This window comes from Rothia sp. ZJ932 (assembly GCF_016924835.1).
In the GTDB taxonomy this organism is placed as follows: Bacteria; Actinomycetota; Actinomycetes; order Actinomycetales; family Micrococcaceae; genus Rothia.
The window spans coordinates 1,549,555-1,564,597 of sequence record NZ_CP070480.1; the positions used below are offsets into that span (position 1 = coordinate 1,549,555).

Genomic DNA, 15,043 nt, shown 5'->3' on the forward strand with positions numbered 1-15,043 from the left:
TGTACAGAGCTACAACCGCAATTCCGCGGTCTTTATTTCGTACTCGGTGTGTAGTTCATCCAGTAGTTAGTGCCAGAGCGAAGCGTCCGGGGTGTGCGCTGCTAATCCAGCTTTTTGAGCTTGGGCGAAGGCGGCAGGTAGCGCAGCAAGCAAACCGTCAACATCAGCATCTGTACTGCTATGCCCCAGGGTAAACCGCTGGGCACCACGAGCCGTCACTTCATCAAGGCCCATAGCCAAAAGCACGTGTGAGGGACGCGGTACTCCGGCGTTGCAGGCAGAGCCGGTGGAGCTTTCGATACCCGCCATATCAAGCAAGAAGAGGAGGGAGTCACCCTCACACCCGGCAAAGGTGAAGTGAGCGTTACCGGGTAGACGACGCCATACCCCGGCGGTCATCTCATCGGCGGTTTCGGGGGTCGCGCCGCGAAGGGTCGCATCGGGCACCAGTTCTTGAACGCCCTCAATCAACCGATTGCGCAGAGTGGCAAGACGGTTCGCTTCTTCATGAAGGTTCTCCCCCGCGGCACGGGCCGCTGCCGCGAATCCCGCAATGGACGCAGCGTCAATAGTGCCCGATCGAACCGACCGTTCCTGACCGCCGCCGTGAAGTACGGGTTCCAAAGCAGCAGCACGAGTAGCGATCAGCGCACCGACGCCCATCGGAGCTCCAATTTTATGCCCAGAAATTGCCATAGTGGTAGCATCCGATGCCCGAAAGTCTACCGGCACAGTACCAAAAGCCTGCACCGCATCCGTATGCATCGGGACTCCATACTCGCTGGCAATAGCGGCAATCTCAGCGACCGGCTGAATCGTACCGACCTCGTTGTTCGCCCACATCACTGTCACTAGGGCAACAGCCTCGGGGTCTTGGGCAATCTCAGCTCGCACGGTGTCCGGGTCAACGCGCCCGGTAGCGTCAACGGATAGCCAAATGGCCACCGCGTCCTCGTTCTTCTCCAGCCATTCCACCGCTTCGCTCACCGCGTGGTGCTCCACCGAAGAAACCAGAATCTTACGGGCACGAGGGTTAGATGCCTGACGCTTCCAAAACAGTCCTTTGACTGCTAGATTATCTGCCTCTGTGCCCCCGGAGGTAAAAATGACTTCTGCGCTATCGCAGTGGGCAAGACGCGCGATATCTTCGCGTGCCGCTTCAACCGTCGCGCGAGCGCGGCGTCCGGCAGAGTGGAGGGAGGAAGGATTGCCTCCCACCCGCATTTGTTCCATGACAGCGTCCATTGCAACGGGGAGGGTGCTGGTGGTGGCGGCGTGATCAAGGTAAATGCGTTCCATGAAATCATTTCTGTGTCGGCAGGTAGGCAAGGTGCAAAAGACCATTCTACGCCGGTCGCAGGATGCGATACACATGAGATGTAACACCGCGCAACTGGGCGATAAAGCCCGTGTCTTGCAGAGTGCGCAAGGGCAAGCTCACCCAGGATTTTACGGCGCGGTAGACTAGGGACGTGTTCAAAATTCTTTTCTATACTCCTGAGATTCCGGGCAACACGGGTAACGCAATTCGCCTGGCAGCTATTACCGGCGTGGAGCTTCATCTGGTTGAGCCTCTTGGCTTCAATTTTGAGTCAGCGCATCTGCGCCGGGCTGGTCTTGACTACCACGATTTGGCGGTAATGACCGTCCATAAGACCCTTGAGGACGCGTGGGAAGTCTTAGACCCCCGGCGCGTTTTTGCCTTCACCACAACGGCAACTACCAACTTCGCTGATGTTTCCTATCAGGAAGGGGACGTACTCATGTTCGGTCCTGAATCTGTGGGGCTACCTCTTGAGGTTCAGAGTGACCCGCATATCACTGAACGTGTCAAAATCCCCATGATTGAAGGCAGACGGTCTCTCAACCTTGCGAACTGCGCTTCGATTGCTGTTTTTGAGGCGTGGCGTCAGCACGGTTTCGCTGGCGGAACTCTGTAACGTTGACAAAAAATAATCTCACCCCAGTGACTTGCAGAAAGTCTCTAGGGTGAGATTTTTTTATGCACTGTTTTAGTGCCTAGGCGCGGCGCTTCTCGATTTCTTCGATGGCCTGCGGAATAACGGTGAAGAGGTCGCCCACGATACCGAAGTCAGCAATTTCAAAGACAGGTGCGTCTGCATCCTTATTGATTGCAACGATGGTCTTTGAGGCGTGCATACCTGTCTTTTGCTGCAGAGCACCCGAGATACCCACTGAGACATAGAGCTGGGGAGCTACAGTTTTACCGGTCTGCCCAACCTGAGTCTCATGGGGCAGCCAACCGGCATCGGTAACCGCGCGGGTTGAGCCGATAGCTGCATTGAGTGTGTCAGCCAGCGCCTCGATGGGGGTGATGTCGCCGTTGATTCCTCGACCGGCTGCTACAACGATAGCTGCTTCTTCCAGGCGCGGACGCTCGGTGCGTGCCCCGTGAGCCGTGGCGGTCATGCTCACGTCCTGGACGGTAGGAGCTTCCAGTTCAACGATTTCAGCTGCTCCTGGCTGGGCAGCAGTGATTTCAACCGAGTTGGGCTTAAGGGAGACCAGCGCGCGGTCGGTGCTCACGCGCACGGTGGTGTTGTAGGCACCGCCTAAAACATTCTTTGTAGCTACGGGGCCGGGTGCTACTGCAATTGCGTCGGTAATAACACCGGCTTCAAGACGAATACCTAACCGAGCCAGAACTTCGGTGCTTTCAATATCATTACTGGAGAGCACAATGTCAGCTGAGAAATCCTCTACCGCTGCCTGCGCTAGAGCAAGCCGTGATGAAGCGTCACGGCAAGGATCGCCAGAGCCTACATAAACTTTTTCAGCGCCTTCGGGGCGGTACGTGTCAGCGGCATTTTCTGCAGTCTGGTTGAAAGCCAGTACTGCAAAGTCGCCCAGAGAACGTGCCGCGGCAAACAGTTCGCGTTCGCTGGAGCTCAAACTGTCATTATTTGCTTCGTGAGTGCTAAGCACCAAAACATTAGTCATGTGAGTCAAAATCCTTAGATCAGGTTGCGAGAAGCCAGGAAGTCAGCAAGCTGAACACCGGCATCGCCATCGTCAGTAATAATTTCTCCTGCAGTGCGTTCTGCGCGTTCTTTAGCATCTTCTACGAGCACCCATGAACCCGCGCGACCGATGGTTGAGGGGTCAAGGTCGAGATCATCTAGAGTGAAGGTGATGATGGGCTTTTTCTTTGCCGCCATAATCGCCTTGAAATTCGGGTAACGAGGAGTATTAATCTGGTCAGTCACCGAAGCGATGAAGGGAACTGGGGCGTGTAGCTCCTGCGAGATATCATCAAGGTCGCGGCGTGCGCTGACTTCTTGCTCACTCAGCTCAAGGCTGGCAACGTTGGTTAGCAGGGGCAGTTCTAACAACTCTGCAAGCTGCGCGGGCACCAGCGATGTCTCACCGTCAGTGGATGCCATGCCGGTCAGTACCATATCGAAAGTGGCAGCATTAGTTTTTTGCCAGTGTTTGACGCCAGCTGCCAGCGCACGCGCGGTAGCTGCCGCGTCCGAACCCGCTAAAGCTTCATCTGATAGCAGCACCCCCTCGTCGGCTCCCAGCTGTAGTGCGCGGCGCAAGCCTTTGGATGCACTTGCAGGTCCCATAGCAAAAGCGACAACCTTGTGCTCCCCTTGGTGCTTTTCGGTGATCTGCAAGGCAGCTTCTACAGCGTACTCATCGAGTTCGCTCATGACCGATTCTTCGCGGTTGACAGTCAGTTCTTCAGCGTCAATGGTCTGATCAAATTGGGTGTCGGGTACGTACTTCACCAGTACCGCGATGGTGAGGTGATCCAGCGAAAGCTCAGCGCTCAATGGGGGTGTCCTTTTATCGTCAAGAGGTGATGGCCGCGGGTGTTAGTGCGCGGCTAGTAAGAAGCGTACAGGTATGCCCGGTGCGGGCATACCTGTACATTCTATCGTGCTATATCGACTTTAGGCAGGTTGGGTTTTACGATGCATCGGCTGAATTGCCGAGTGTTATTTCAACTTTTTCAACCGTATTACCGCGCAAAATACCGGCGGTTACGGTCTGCCCCGCGGCGGCTTGGCGGACGCTTGCTGTCAGCTCGGTTGCTTCGGTGATGGGTCGCCCGTCAAAGCTGACGATAATATCGCCTTCACGCAAACCCGACTTTTCGGCGGCTTGCCCCGGTACGACAGCCTGAATGTAGGCACCGTCACCGAAGTTCTCGCTGGAGTCATTGTTGGCGGGTGAGGTTGATACTGAAGCTCCCAGGTAACCGTGGGTGGCTGCGCCGTTATCGATGATTTCTTGGGCTACGCGCTTGGCGTAGTTGATGGGTATGGCAAAGCCCACCCCGATATTGCCCGATGTAACGGTAGAGCTCTTATCGGCCGAGGCAATGGCAACGTTTACACCGATGACTTCACCGTTAGAGTTCACCAGAGCGCCACCGGAGTTGCCGGGGTTAACGGCAGCATCGGTTTGTAGCACGTTGAGCGAGATGATGCTGGTGGGGCGCTGCGACTGGGATTGTCCAGGCAGTTCGAATTGGAAAGGTGAAGCTTGGTTGGGCAGGGAGTTGCTAGTATCGCCCTCCGGTGCTTCGCTCGATGCTACTTCGATAGTGCGAGTGAGGGTCGAGATGATGCCGTCCGTTACCGTGTTTTCCAGACCCAGCGGAGCGCCAATAGCTACCGAGGTGTCACCAACGTTCAGTTCATCAGAGTTACCGATGGACGCCGGTGTGAGGTTTACCCCTGCCGGATCAATTTTAATAACGGCAAGGTCGCTGGTGGGGTCTGTTCCCACAATGGTTGCGCTTTTGACGGTTCCATCAGACAGCTTGACTTCAATGGTGGGTTTGGCGGCTTTACCGCCGAGGGTGACGACGTGGGTGTTAGTGAGAATATGGCCCCGGTCATCGAGTATGATTCCTGAACCTGAACCTGACTCGCTGGGGGTGGTGACACCCAGGGTCACCACTGAGGGCGTCGCTTTTTCAGCGGCTGCGGTCACGGTCGTGACGGAGTCCGTATTGTTGACAATTCGGGTGCTGCCTGAGGTTAAGGACGCTACGGGTGAGGTTTCCGAGGTGGCAAAAGTTGCGACTCCCCCGCCCACTCCGGCCCCGATCAAAGCCGCCAGGGCAGCGGTGCCAAGCACCACAGGGAGGTTGCTCTTGCGGCGCGCTGGCTCAGGCTGAAAACTTGCAGGTTGCTGGTGAGCTGGTTGTCCGTAGTGGGGGTTCCCCTGGTTCTGAGGGGTGGGACTCTGGTTCCAGTGATTGTCAGTCATAGCGTTCTTCCGCCTTCTTCTTCAAAAAATTTTCACCTTTTACTATCCTGCACTCTGCTGAAGCTACCATGAAATCTTTCTGAATATTAGCTGTGTACTGCGTACCGGTTCATTGTGCCCAATGCGAACTGTGTGTTGCTAAGGTTCTACATCGACGTGAGCACGCATACAATGGGGAACCAACAGCGTACTTTCTAGCACAAGCGAGGAACCTATGACACACACACCGGCTAACCGTAAGCTTTGGGCTGCATTGGGCACCTTGGGCCTAGTCATGATTCCTACCCCGGCTTTTGCTGAAGCCCCCATGAACCTCGACGCCGGTGTGCGCGTCCTTGATACTACTCAGGCGCTCGGTAACACCACCTCACTGGATGCTGATATTGAGCAGCTCGCTACCGAGCACAAGGTCAATCTGTTTGTGGTGACTATTGATGCTTTTGAAAGTCCGTCTAATTCTCAGAGCTGGGTTCAGCAGTTTGGGCAGCTTAATAACTTGGGCACTAACGACGCGGTGCTGGTCGTAGCTACTAAAGACCGCCAAGCCTACTTCACGGCCGGTAGCACTTCGGTCTTGTCTAAGGCCCAGCAGGAGCGTATCTACTCTGACTATATTTTCCCGCGTCTCAAGCAGTCAGATTATGCGGGTGCGGCTCAGGCTGCTGCCGCCGGTATTGATGAGACTCTTTCTGGCGGTGGTGCCGCTAGCTCTTCGTCAGAGGGTTCTTCGTCGGATGGTTTATTGTTGCCCCTGCTGGGTTTGGGTGCTGCAGCTGTGGGCGGTGCGGCGTTGATGAGCCGTTCGTATCGCGCGCAGAAGGGGTCGTCTCAGCCCGATGGGGCTACCGCTCAACAACCGCACCCCGGTGGCGCGCCGCTACCCCCTATCGAGCAACTACGTCAGCAAGCCGGCGCTCTCCTGATTCAGACGGACGACGCAATTGCTCACTCCAAGCAGGAAATCGAATTCGCTCGTGCCCAGTACGGAGAGCAGCAGGTAGCACTCTTCGTTGCTGCTATTGCTGATGCTAAAGCCCATATGCAGCGTTCCTTCCAGTTGCAGAAACAACTCGACGACGATATTCCTGATACTGAGCAGGAACAGCGCGCATGGTTAGGCGAAATCATCACGCGCTCCCAGGACGCCCAGAAGGTTCTTAATGAGCAGATCGAGAGCTTCTCGGCGCTACGCAAGCTCGAAGACAATGCTCCCGCCGCTATCGAGCATGCCCGTAAGACCATCGAGCAGGTCGAAGCGTCCTTCCCCGAGGCTGAGCAGACACTGGCGCAGTTGCGGGCAGATTACGCCCCCAGCGCCAGTGAAAAAGTCTCAGATAATATCTCCGAGGCACGCCACCGTCTTGACTTCGCCCGCAATTCACTGAGTGAAGCTAGCGCCCAGGTTGATACCAATCGCTCTGAGGCAATCGTTAAACTGCGAGCAGCTGAGGAAGCCGAGGACCAGGCGCAGGGTTTGCTCAGCGCTATCCGTCATCTGCGGGTAGAGCTTTCCCAAGCGCAGGAGTCTTTGAACCAGGCTCTGCTGATTGCTGCCCGAGATGTTGCCCAGGCTCAGGAGTACTCCCGTCACGGCGGTAACTCCGCTGAACTAGCGTCAGCTGCTGCCGGCGTTAACGCCGTACTCGATGAAATCCGCGCGGCCAGCGCTAACGGTAAGTCAGATCCTCTGGCTTTAAGTGAGCGTTTGCAGGCTGTACGCAGCGATCTTGATAAGGCGCTGAACTCCGTACGTGCGGTCAATGATCAGCAGCGCGCTGCTCGAGAAAATCTGCACCATGCTCTCGTTTCTGCCCAGGCTCAGGTATCTACCGCCAGCGAGTATGTGTGGGCACGTCGAGGTGGTGTCCGTCAGGACGCACGCACCCGTCTTCGCGAGGCAGAACGCCACTTGCAAAGTGCTCAGGCTCTTCAGCAGTCAGACCCTATAGCTGCTCTCGCTCATGCTAATGATGCCATCCGTCTTGCAGGTGAAGCCCAGCGTATTGCCCAGCACGATGTTGATGACTTCAATTCCCGCGGTGGTTACGGTCGTGGACGCAACTCAGACTTCAATTCTGCGGTGCTCGGTGGTATCCTTCTCGGTTCGCTCTTCGGCAACGGAGGCGGCGGTGGCTTCGGTGGTGGAGGGTCCTTTGGGGGTGGCACCTTTGGTGGTGGCTTCGGTGGAGGTGGTTCCTTCGGCGGAGGCGGCTGGGGTTCTGGTGGCGGTGCCGGCGGTAATTTCTAATACTCACTCCACCTAATGATTCCGCGCAGAGCGCACACGAAATCTAAGTTTTAGGCTTTCTATTCAGAGACTACGACCACAAATAATGAGAAAATAAGTAAGACCCCAGTGAGAAGCACCAGCTCCTCACCTTTCCCCTAAGGAGAAAAATGGTTAAGCAGTCAATCTTCGGTCGTATCGCGCAGCTGACCCGCGCGAACATCAATGCTTTGTTGGACTCGGCAGAGGATCCTCAGAAGATGCTGGATCAGATGATACGCGATTACACCAACAACATTGCTGAAGCTGAGCAGGCTGTTGCTCAGACCATTGGTAACCTTCGTATGCTTGAAGATGATCACGCTGAGGATTTGCGTGAGGCTCAGGAGTGGGGCTCAAAGGCACTGGCTGCATCCAACAAGGCAGATGAATTCCGTTCTTCAGGCGACACCGCTAACGCTGACAAGTTTGATAACCTTGCTAAGATTGCGCTGGGTCGTCAGATGCAGGCTGAGAATGAGGCGAAGGCTGTAGAGCCACAGATTGCCTCTCAAACTGAGGTCGTTGAGAAACTCAAGGACGGTCTCAACAAGATGCGTAGCAAGTTGGACGAGCTTTCCTCAAAGCGCGACGAGCTCAATGCTCGCCAGAAGTCAGCCTCAGCACAGCTGAAGGTCAATGACGCACTCAAGGCGTTCGATGTTATGGATCCCACCAGCGAAGTTTCACGTTTCGAGGAGAAGGTTCGCCGCGAAGAGGCACGTGTACGCGGTCAGCAGGAGCTGGCAGCATCCTCACTCGATGCCCAGTTCAATGACCTTGAAGAGCTCGGTAAACAGTCAGAGCTGGACGCACGTTTGGCAGCTCTCAAGGCAAAGAAAGCCTAGTACAAGTACCTCAGAGGTAAACCCGCAACACTTACAATACGCGAATATAAAAGAAGGGGCGTTCACCGTGTGAACGCCCCTTTTGTATGCTGTTTACAGCTTATGAGTAAGAGAGCTTCCCAGTTTTCTAACCGGTGGGCTGTTGCCCTAACTCCAACTGACGATGGATGCGATGAATCAGCATGTCGAGCGCCACCATGTTTTTGCCTTCAGGAATGATAATATCTGCGAGCCGTTTAGAGGGTTCGACGTGAAGCTCATGCATAGGCTTGACGGTTGTCAGGTACTGGCTCTGCACTGACTCAATAGTGCGTTCACGTTCAAGAACGTCACGACGCATACGGCGCAAAATGCGGACGTCCGCATCAGTATCAACAAAAATCTTGATGTCGCAGCGCTCCCGGATTTCAGGCTCAGCAAAAATAAGAATTCCCTCAACGATGATGATGGGCCGCGGTTCAACGGTGATCGTCTCATCTGAGCGGTTATGTACCGTGTAATCGTAGACGGGTGTTTCGATGGCAGCCCCTGCGATGAGAGCATCTAATTGCTCGGTCATGAGCTCATTATCGAAGGCCTCGGGCGCATCGTAGTTGAGCAGTTCTCGTTCTTCGTAGGTAAGCCCGTCATTTCGTTTGTAGTAGTTATCGTGGTAGACAACAGCTACGTGCCCTTCAAATGATTCTACGATTGCTTGGGTGAGCGTGGTCTTTCCTGACCCCGTTCCACCAGCGATTCCCATGACAAGCGGCTTCATAGCCCCTACCCTTCGCGGATTCCATTATTGCAAGATTCTATTGTGCCACGGGCTGCGACGCCTCTGCACCTCTATAGGAAGCTCACACCAAACAACCCCCTAACTATTCAAGCCCCATAAAAAGAAACCCACACACCCAAAAACCCTTAAACAAGAAAAGCCCCACCACCCAAACAACGAAACATAATTATCCAGTTTACCGGGAAACTTACAACCCAACATTAAACGAAAAAGGAGCCCGAGCCACAGCCCAAACTCCTCCATCAAACAAAAAACCCGCGGTGACCTACTCTCCCACACCCTAACAAGTGCAGTACCATCAGCGCAAAAAGCCTTAACTACTGGGTTCGGAATGGAACCAGGTATTTTACTCTCGCCAAAACCACGGAAAACCAAACAACACACACCCCACCAACAAACAAGAGGCGGGGCACACGCCGGGGTTATTACCCAAAAACCATACAGTGGACACGTCAACAACAAAAACAATACTCACATACTCATGCCACCACAAAAAGTGATAAACAGTAAGCCTTCGACCTATTAGTACCAGTCAACTCCACACCTCTTCAGTCGGCGCTTCCATACCTGGCCTATCAACCCCATCATCTATAGGGAGTCTCACACACAAAAAGTGCAAGGAAATCTCATCTCAAAACAGGCTTCCCACTTAGATGCTTTCAGCGGTTATCCCTCCCGAACGTAGCCAATCAGCCATGCACCTGGCGGTACAACTGACATACCAGAGGTTCGTCCGTCCCGGTCCTCTCGTACTAAGGACAGCCTTTCTCAAATTTCCAACGCACGCAGCGGATAGGGACCGAACTGTCTCACGACGTTCTGAACCCAGCTCGCGTACCGCTTTAATGGGCGAACAGCCCAACCCTTGGGACCAACTCCAGCCCCAGGATGCGACGAGCCGACATCGAGGTGCCAAACCATGCCGTCGATATGGACTCTTGGGCAAGATCAGCCTGTTATCCCCGAGGTACCTTTTATCCGTTGAGCGACGGCCATTCCACAATGAACCGCCGGATCACTAGTCCCGACTTTCGTCCCTGCTCGACCTGCCAGTCTCACAGTCAAGCTCCCTTGTGCACTTACACTCAACACCTGATTGCCAACCAGGCTGAGGGAACCTTTGGGCGCCTCCGTTACTCTTTAGGAGGCAACCGCCCCAGTTAAACTACCCATCAGGCACTGTCCCTGAACCAGATCATGGCCCGAAGTTAGATATCCAGAATGACCAGAGTGGTATTTCAACAACGACTCCACACAAACTAGCGTCCATGCTTCACAGTCTCCCACCTATCCTACACAAGCCACACCAAACACCAATACCAAACTATAGTAAAGGTCACGGGGTCTTTCCGTCCTGCTGCGCGTAACGAGCATCTTTACTCGTACTGCAATTTCGCCGAGTTCATGGTTGAGACAGTAGGGAAGTCGTTACTCCATTCGTGCAGGTCGGAACTTACCCGACAAGGAATTTCGCTACCTTAGGATGGTTATAGTTACCACCGCCGTTTACTGGGGCTTAAATTCTCAGCTTCGACCACAAAGATCTAACCAATCCTCTTAACCTTCCAGCACCGGGCAGGAGTCAGTCCGTATACATCGTCTTACGACTTCGCACGGACCTGTGTTTTTGATAAACAGTCGCTTCCCCCTGGTCTCTGCGACCCATACACGCTCCCCACCGCAAGGGCAGTTCACGCTCAAGGTCCCCCTTCTCCCGAAGTTACGGGGGCATTTTGCCGAGTTCCTTAACCATGATTCTCTCGATCGCCTTAGTATTCTCTACCTGATCACCTGTGTCGGTTTAGGGTACGGGCAACTAGAACCTCACGCCGATGCTTTTCTCGACAGCATAGGATCACCAAATCCCCCACAAACGGGGTCCCATCACACCTCAGGCAAACACGGCCGCATTTAACAAACCGATACCCTACATGCTTAGACCACGACAACCATCGCGTGGCTTGGCTACCTTCCTGCGTCACACCTGTTAATACGCTTACCGCCACTGCTCGGATCCTACAACCCGCAGTAAGCTCCACACCAATCATAAAACCAGTGCAGTTACAAACCACATCGCATAGTTAGCATCACAGTCTTAGTATGGACGGTCCTTCGTCGGTACGGGAATATCAACCCGTTATCCATCGACTACGCCTGTCGGCCTCGCCTTAGGCCCCGACTAACCCAGGGCAGATTAGCTTGACCCTGGAACCCTTGATCATCCGGCGCACGGGTTTCCCACCCGTGATTCGCTACTCATGCCTGCATTCTCACTCGCATACCCTCCACCACTAGTTCACACCGCAGCTTCACTGGATACACGACGCTCCCCTACCCAACACACTCCACAAATGAAGCACATTGCCATAACTTCGGTGGTGTACTTGAGCCCCGCTACATTATCGGCGCGGAATCACTTGACCAGTGAGCTATTACGCACTCTTTCAAGGATGGCTGCTTCTAAGCCAACCTCCTGGTTGTCTAAGCAACTCCACATCCTTTCCCACTTAGCACACGCTTAGGGACCTTAGTTGATGGTCTGGGCTGTTTCCCTCTCGACAATGAAGCTTATCCCCCACTGTCTCACTGCTACACTCTCACTTACCGGCATTCGGAGTTTGGCTGACGTCAGTAACCCTGTGGGGCCCATCGGCCATCCAGTAGCTCTACCTCCGGCAAGAAACATGTAACGCTGCACCTAAATGCATTTCGGGGAGAACCAGCTATCACAGAGTTTGATTGGCCTTTCACCCCTATCCACAGCTCATCCCCTCCATTTTCAACTGAAGTGGGTTCGGTCCTCCACCACGTCTTACCGTAGCTTCAACCTGGCCATGGATAGATCACTCCGCTTCGGGTCTAGATCCTGCCACTCAAACGCCCTATTCAGACTCGCTTTCGCTACGGCTACCCCACACGGGTTAACCTCGCGACAGAACACTAACTCGCAGGCTCATTCTTCAAAAGGCACGCTGTCACCCCAAAAGGCTCCAACGGCTTGTAAGCACACGGTTTCAGGTACTATTTCACTCCCCTCCCGGGGTACTTTTCACCATTCCCTCACGGTACTTATCCGCTATCGGTCATCAGGAAGTATTTAGACTTACCAGGTGGTCCTGGCAGATTCACACGAGATTCCACGAGCCCCGTGCTACTCGGGTGGTCACACAAGCGGCGTGTCACATTTCAGGTACAGGACTCTCACCCTCTCCGGCCGTCCATTCCAAGACGTTCCCCTACACAACACAACATCACTACACTAGCCAGTTAGAACTAGAACGGTAACTCCCACAACCCCCATGATGCAACGCCTAACCGCTATCACACACCACAGGTTTAGTCTCATCCGCTTTCGCTCGCCACTACTCACAGAATCATTAGTTATTTTCTCTTCCAGCAGGTACTGAGATGTTTCACTTCCCCGCGTTCCCCCCAACCAGCCTATACATTCAACTGGCGGTAACTCACATCACTGCAAGCCGGGTTTCCCCATTCGGAAATCCTGGAATCAACGCCCTGTTATCGGCTCCCCCAGGCTTATCGCAGATTCACACGTCCTTCATCGGCTCCTGATGCCAAGGCATCCACCGTGTGCCCTTAATAACTTACAAAACACACAAATAATCAAAGAATAAAATCTAAGTTGTTACAAAATCATGAAAACAATAACAGAACAAACAAACACCCAAAAGCGCCCATTCGCTCACAGTTTCCAGAAGATGCTCGCGTCCACTATACAGTTCTCAAACAACAACCCACACACACAACAAACACACCAAAACAGCATATCCACCATGCGCCAGGCACAACAACAGAGACAACAAACCAAAGCTTGCTACCTCAAAACCCAACAGTATACCTTGAAAACACCACAACCAAGCAATGCCAAAAACAATGACGATATTCCACCCATGAGCAAACCCAGTGTCCAACACTCGCGGACAAACCAGGCTCAACCAATAAATGTTGAAGCTCCTTAGAAAGGAGGTGATCCAGCCGCACCTTCCGGTACGGCTACCTTGTTACGACTTAGTCCCAATCGCCAGTCCCACCTTCGACGACTCCCCCCACAAAAAGCGGTTAGGCCATCGGCTTCGGGTGTTACCAACTTTCGTGACTTGACGGGCGGTGTGTACAAGGCCCGGGAACGTATTCACCGCAGCGTTGCTGATCTGCGATTACTAGCGACTCCGACTTCATGGGGTCGAGTTGCAGACCCCAATCCGAACTGAGACCGGCTTTTTGGGATTAGCTCAACCTCACAGTATCGCAACCCATTGTACCGGCCATTGTAGCATGCGTGAAGCCCAAGACATAAGGGGCATGATGATTTGACGTCATCCCCACCTTCCTCCGAGTTGACCCCGGCAGTCTCCTATGAGTCCCCACCATCACGTGCTGGCAACATAGAACGAGGGTTGCGCTCGTTGCGGGACTTAACCCAACATCTCACGACACGAGCTGACGACAACCATGCACCACCTGTACACCAGCCCAAAAAGGGAAACCCTATCTCTAGAGCGATCCAGCGTATGTCAAGCCTTGGTAAGGTTCTTCGCGTTGCATCGAATTAATCCGCATGCTCCGCCGCTTGTGCGGGCCCCCGTCAATTTCTTTGAGTTTTAGCCTTGCGACCGTACTCCCCAGGCGGGGCACTTAATGCGTTAGCTACGGCGCGGAAAACGTGGAATGTCCCCCACACCTAGTGCCCAACGTTTACGGCATGGACTACCAGGGTATCTAATCCTGTTCGCTCCCCATGCTTTCGCTTCTCAGCGTCAGTTACAGCCCAGAGACCTGCCTTCGCCATCGGTGTTCCTCCTGATATCTGCGCATTCCACCGCTACACCAGGAATTCCAGTCTCCCCTACTGCACTCTAGTTAGCCCGTACCCACTGCACACCCGGAGTTAAGCCCCGGGCTTTCACAGCAGACGCGACAAACCGCCTACAAGCTCTTTACGCCCAATAATTCCGGACAACGCTCGCGCCCTACGTATTACCGCGGCTGCTGGCACGTAGTTAGCCGGCGCTTCTTCTGCAGGTACCGTCACTTTCGCTTCTCCCCTGCTGAAAGAGGTTTACAACCCGAAGGCCGTCATCCCTCACGCGGCGTCGCTGCATCAGGCTTGCGCCCATTGTGCAATATTCCCCACTGCTGCCTCCCGTAGGAGTCTGGGCCGTGTCTCAGTCCCAGTGTGGCCGGTCACCCTCTCAGGCCGGCTACCCGTCGTCGCCTTGGTGAGCCATTACCCCACCAACAAGCTGATAGGCCGTGAGCCCATCTAAAACCAGTACAAACCCTTTCCACCAAAAACCATGCGGTTCCCAGTCATATCCGGTATTAGACCCAGTTTCCCAGGCTTATCCCAGAGTCAAAGGCAGGTTACTCACGTATTACTCACCCGTTCGCCACTAATCAACCCGGTGCAAGCACCAAGCATCATCGTTCGACTTGCATGTGTTAAGCACGCCGCCAGCGTTCGTCCTGAGCCAGAATCAAACTCTCCGTTAAAAAACAAAAAAGAATGATAACTGTTATAGCTCAAAAATAAACAAAACCATCCCATACTCCACAAAACGGAAGCACCCGCCGTGCTTAATGACGGAACAAACACCACAAACATAGTGCTCGAGAGATGATCATAACTGTCATATTGAAAACCAAAAGTTATCAAAATAATAAATAAATTGGTATCAATCAAAGTTTTTATAAATCAAAGCACACTATTGAGTTCTCAAGCAACAAACCACCCCAACACTCACCCCACACCAACCGGCGCAAGAAGCTCGCATTGAGCAGTCAATTCTCTTATTTCAGCCACCCACCGCAGCAGGCAACCATTCAAGCTTACCAGAAGCATTTCCACGCCGCAACACGAAACAACATGTTCCACATCACAAC

Annotated in this window: 8 protein-coding genes and 3 rRNA genes; 3 read left to right on the forward strand and 8 right to left on the reverse strand. The window is 53.8% G+C overall.

Going from position 1 to position 15,043, the window contains the following annotated elements:
* Positions 1-66: 66 nt before the first annotated feature.
* Positions 67-1,299, reverse strand: coding sequence for a cysteine desulfurase family protein (locus JR346_RS07110; protein WP_205482083.1), 1,233 nt, complete (start codon positions 1,297-1,299; stop codon positions 67-69).
* A gap of 173 nt (positions 1,300-1,472) precedes the next feature.
* Between JR346_RS07110 and JR346_RS07115 the strand changes: the two genes are divergently transcribed.
* Positions 1,473-1,940 carry a tRNA (cytidine(34)-2'-O)-methyltransferase gene (locus JR346_RS07115; protein ID WP_204876561.1) on the forward strand — a complete coding sequence of 156 codons (468 nt, stop codon included), beginning with the start codon at positions 1,473-1,475 and terminating at the stop codon, positions 1,938-1,940.
* Between the two features lie 79 nt (positions 1,941-2,019).
* Here the strand turns inward: JR346_RS07115 and JR346_RS07120 are convergent, their stop codons facing one another.
* The 3 genes from JR346_RS07120 to JR346_RS07130 form a co-directional block, all read right to left on the reverse strand.
* A complete protein-coding gene (locus JR346_RS07120) occupies positions 2,020-2,961 on the reverse strand; it encodes an electron transfer flavoprotein subunit alpha/FixB family protein (RefSeq protein ID WP_204876562.1) in 942 nt (313 codons plus the stop codon).
* Between the two features lie 14 nt (positions 2,962-2,975).
* Complete coding sequence (locus tag JR346_RS07125) at positions 2,976-3,800, reverse strand: electron transfer flavoprotein subunit beta/FixA family protein (RefSeq protein WP_239478554.1); 825 nt, start codon at positions 3,798-3,800, stop codon at positions 2,976-2,978.
* Positions 3,801-3,936: 136 nt separating this feature from the next.
* Complete coding sequence (locus JR346_RS07130) at positions 3,937-5,247, reverse strand: S1C family serine protease (RefSeq protein ID WP_205482084.1); 1,311 nt, start codon at positions 5,245-5,247, stop codon at positions 3,937-3,939.
* A gap of 214 nt (positions 5,248-5,461) precedes the next feature.
* Between JR346_RS07130 and JR346_RS07135 the strand changes: the two genes are divergently transcribed.
* Both JR346_RS07135 and JR346_RS07140 read left to right on the forward strand, forming a co-directional pair.
* The gene (locus JR346_RS07135) at positions 5,462-7,495 is read left to right on the forward strand and encodes a TPM domain-containing protein (protein WP_205482085.1); all 2,034 of its coding nucleotides are present in this window, start codon (positions 5,462-5,464) and stop codon (positions 7,493-7,495) included.
* Between the two features lie 149 nt (positions 7,496-7,644).
* Positions 7,645-8,361, forward strand: coding sequence for a PspA/IM30 family protein (locus JR346_RS07140; RefSeq protein ID WP_205482086.1), 717 nt, complete (start codon positions 7,645-7,647; stop codon positions 8,359-8,361).
* A 127-nt stretch (positions 8,362-8,488) separates the two neighbouring features.
* Here JR346_RS07140 and udk read toward each other — a convergent pair whose 3' ends face one another.
* The 4 genes from udk to JR346_RS07160 all read right to left on the reverse strand — a co-directional run bounded on the left by udk (position 8,489) and on the right by JR346_RS07160 (position 14,653).
* Complete coding sequence (gene udk / locus JR346_RS07145; protein ID WP_204876573.1) at positions 8,489-9,118, reverse strand: uridine kinase; 630 nt, start codon at positions 9,116-9,118, stop codon at positions 8,489-8,491.
* Between the two features lie 273 nt (positions 9,119-9,391).
* Positions 9,392-9,508, reverse strand: a 5S ribosomal RNA gene (gene rrf / locus JR346_RS07150).
* Positions 9,509-9,641: 133 nt separating this feature from the next.
* Positions 9,642-12,750, reverse strand: a 23S ribosomal RNA gene (locus JR346_RS07155).
* Positions 12,751-13,119: 369 nt separating this feature from the next.
* A 16S ribosomal RNA gene (locus JR346_RS07160) occupies positions 13,120-14,653 on the reverse strand.
* Together the 16S, 23S and 5S rRNA genes form the textbook arrangement of a ribosomal RNA operon.
* Positions 14,654-15,043 lie beyond the last annotated feature (390 nt).

Excerpts from the sequence above, each read along its gene's own strand:
- JR346_RS07120 (WP_204876562.1), bottom strand. The coding sequence starts at position 2,961 with ATGACTAATGTTTTGGTGCTTAGCACTCACGAAGCAAATAATGACAGT.
- JR346_RS07130 (WP_205482084.1), bottom strand. The coding sequence starts at position 5,247 with ATGACTGACAATCACTGGAACCAGAGTCCCACCCCTCAGAACCAGGGG.
- JR346_RS07110 (WP_205482083.1), bottom strand. The coding sequence starts at position 1,299 with ATGGAACGCATTTACCTTGATCACGCCGCCACCACCAGCACCCTCCCC.
- JR346_RS07135 (WP_205482085.1), top strand. The coding sequence starts at position 5,462 with ATGACACACACACCGGCTAACCGTAAGCTTTGGGCTGCATTGGGCACC.
- udk (WP_204876573.1), bottom strand. The coding sequence starts at position 9,118 with ATGAAGCCGCTTGTCATGGGAATCGCTGGTGGAACGGGGTCAGGAAAG.
- JR346_RS07140 (WP_205482086.1), top strand. The coding sequence starts at position 7,645 with ATGGTTAAGCAGTCAATCTTCGGTCGTATCGCGCAGCTGACCCGCGCG.